2 protein-coding genes are annotated in these 3157 nt (G+C 70.1%); both read right to left on the bottom strand.

Annotated elements, in window-relative coordinates:
- A partial coding sequence (gcvP, locus tag C9F13_RS17295) for an aminomethyl-transferring glycine dehydrogenase (RefSeq protein ID WP_108447495.1) occupies positions 1-2688 on the bottom strand: 2688 nt, incomplete at its 3' end.
- Between the two features lie 78 nt (positions 2689-2766).
- Positions 2767-3156 (bottom strand): glycine cleavage system protein GcvH, encoded by a 390-nt coding sequence (gcvH, locus tag C9F13_RS17290; RefSeq protein WP_108447494.1) that lies wholly within the window; start codon positions 3154-3156, stop codon positions 2767-2769.
- Between the last annotated feature and the right edge of the window lies 1 nt (position 3157).

Here is a 3157-nt window from a genome sequence, read left to right as displayed (position 1 = left end):
GTCCGCCGGCCAGTCGCCGCGCTGCACCGCGTCGATCTCCTCGCGGATCGCGATCATGGCGTCGCAGAAGCGGTCGATCTCGTAGCGCGACTCCGACTCGGTGGGCTCGATCATCAGCGTGCCGGGCACCGGGAAGGACATGGTCGGGGCGTGGAAGCCGTAGTCCATCAGGCGCTTGGCGATGTCCTCCTCGCTGATGCCGGAGTCGGCCTTGAGCGGTCGGATGTCGATGATGCACTCATGGGCCACGGTGCCGTTCTCGCCCTTGTAGAGCACCGGGTAGTGCTCGCCGAGGCGGGTGGCGATGTAGTTGGCGTTGAGGATCGCCAGCTCGGTGGCCTCGCGCAGGCCGCGCGCGCCCATCATCTTGATGTAGGCCCAGGAGATCGGCAGGATCGAGGCCGAGCCGAAGGGCGCCGCCGAGACCGCGCCGCAGCCCGCCTCGACGCCGTCGATCGGCACCACCGCGTGGTTCGAGACGTAGGGCGCGAGGTGCGCCTTGACGCCGATCGGGCCCATGCCCGGGCCGCCGCCGCCGTGGGGGATGCAGAAGGTCTTGTGCAGGTTGAGGTGGCTGACGTCGCCGCCGAAGTCGCCGGGGCGGGTCAGGCCCACCTGGGCGTTCATGTTGGCGCCGTCGATGTACACCTGGCCGCCGTGGGCGTGGACGATCTCGCACACCTCACGCACGTGGGCCTCGAACACCCCGTGGGTGGAGGGGTAGGTGATCATGATCGCCGAGAGGGCGTCGCGGTGGGCCTCGGCCTTGGCGGCCAGGTCGTCGATGTCGACGTTGCCGTCGGCGTCGCACTCCACGACCACCACCTTCATGCTCGCCATGGCGGCGGAGGCGGGGTTGGTGCCGTGGGCGGAGCTCGGGATCAGGCAGACGTCACGGTGCCCCTCGCCCTGGGCCGCCTGGTAGCGGCGGATCGCCACCAGCCCGGCGTACTCGCCCTGGGCGCCGGAGTTGGGCTGCATGGAGATGTGGTCGTAGCCGGTCACCTCGACCAGGAAGGCGGCCAGCTCGTCGATCATCTGGCGGTAGCCGGCCACCTGGTCGCGGGGCGCGAAGGGGTGGATGCGCGCGAACTCCGGCCAGGTGATGGGGATCATCTCGCTGGTGGCGTTGAGCTTCATGGTGCACGAGCCCAGCGGGATCATCGCGTGGGCGAGCGACAGGTCCTTGTTCTCCAGGCGCTTGAGGTAGCGCAGCATCTCGGTCTCGCTGCGGTAGCGCTGGAAGGTCGGGTGGCTCAGGAACTCGGACTCCCGGGCGCAGGCGGCCGGGATGCCGCTCAGCCCCTCGGCGAGCACGCGGTCGTCGAGCTCGCGCACGCCGAGGCCGTGCTCCTCGTCGAGCAGCACGTCGAACAGCACGTCGAGGTCGTGGGCGGTGGTGGTCTCGTCGAGGCTCAGGCCGACGTCGCCACCCTCGAAGTAGCGCAGGTTGACGTCGTGGGCCATGGCGCGGCCGTGGATGCGCCCGGCATCGACGCCGGTCAGGCGCAGGGTGTCGAACCAGCTGTCGTGGGCCAGGGTCACGCCCTTCTCCGCGAGGCCGGTGGCCAGGATGGTGGTCAGGCGGTGGATGCGCGAGGCGATGGTCTTGAGGCCCTCGGCGCCGTGATAGACGGCGTAGAAGCCGGCGATGTTGGCCAGCAGCGCCTGGGCGGTGCAGATGTTGGAGGTCGCCTTCTCGCGGCGGATGTGCTGCTCGCGGGTCTGCATCGCCATGCGCAGGGCGGTCGCGCCGCGGCTGTCCTTGGAGACGCCGATGATGCGCCCCGGGATCGAGCGCTTGAGCTTGTCGGTGGTGGCGAAGAAGGCCGCATGCGGGCCGCCGAAGCCCATCGGCACGCCGAAGCGCTGGGCGCTGCCGACCACCATGTCGGCGCCCAGGGCGCCCGGCTCCTTGAGCAGCACCAGGCCCATGATGTCGGCCACCACGCAGGTCATCACGCCGCGCTCGCGGGCGGTCTCGAGCAGCGGCGCCAGGTCGTGGACCCGACCGCCGTCGCCGGGGTACTGCAGCAGGGCGCCGAAGACGTCGTGCTCGGCGAGCTCCTCGGCCGGAGCCACCACCAGCTCGAAGCCGAACCAGGCCGCGCGGGTGCGCACCACGTCCAGGGTCTGCGGGAAGACGTCATCGGCGACGAAGAAGGTGTCGCTCTTGGCCTTCTTGTTGGCGCGCTTGCACAGCGCCATCGCCTCGGCGGCGGCGGTCGCCTCGTCGAGCAGCGAGGCGTTGGCGAGCTCCATGCCGGTGAGGTCCATCACCATCTGCTGGAAGTTGAGCAGGCCCTCGAGGCGCCCCTGGGAGATCTCCGGCTGGTAGGGCGTGTAGGCGGTGTACCAGCCCGGGTTCTCCAGCACGTTGCGCTGGATCACCGTCGGCAGGTGGGTGTCGTAGTAGCCCTGGCCGATGTAGCTCTTGGCCACGCGGTTCTGGCGCGCCAGGCGGTGCAGGTAGTCCAGGGCCTCGGCCTCGCCCTTCGGCGGGTCCAGGTCCAGCTCACGGCCCAGGCGAATGCCGGCGGGCACGGTGGCCTCCATCAGTGCGGGAAGGCTCGCCATCCCCAGCGTCTCGAGCATGCCCGCCACGTCGTCGGCGGTGGGCCCGTTGTGGCGCTGGAGGAAGGCATCGTGAGCGGCCAGATCGGCCAGACGGCGGTTGTCGAAAGCCATGGAACACCCTGTGTGCGTGGTGGGGCGGCGCCCCGAAATCAGTGAAAGGCCGGCCCCGCAGGCGGGGCCGGGAGAGGCTCAGTCCTCGGCGGCCACGGCCTGGTAGGCGTCGGCGTCGAGCAGCGACTCGAGGGCGGCGGCGTCGTCGAGGCGCACCTTCATGATCCAGCCATCGGCGTAGGGCGCCTCGTTGATGGTCTCCGGGGCGTCCTCGAGGGCCTCGTTGACGGCGATGACCTCGCCGGCGATCGGCGCGTAGAGGTCGGAGGCGGCCTTGACCGACTCGATGACGCCGAACTCGTCGCCGACGGCGAGGGTCTTGCCGACCTCGGGCAGCTCGACGAAGACCACGTCGCCCAGCGCCTCCTGGGCATGGTCGGTGATGCCGATGGTCACGCTGCCATCGCCGTTGTCCAGGACCCATTCGTGGCTTTCGGCATAGCGCAGGTTGGCGGGGATAGAGCTCATC

The organism is Halomonas denitrificans (assembly GCF_003056305.1).
In the GTDB taxonomy this organism is placed as follows: Bacteria; Pseudomonadota; Gammaproteobacteria; order Pseudomonadales; family Halomonadaceae; genus Halomonas; species Halomonas denitrificans.
The sequence above is the reverse complement of the archived record's forward strand: the minus strand, read 5'-3'. Positions and strand labels throughout refer to the sequence as shown.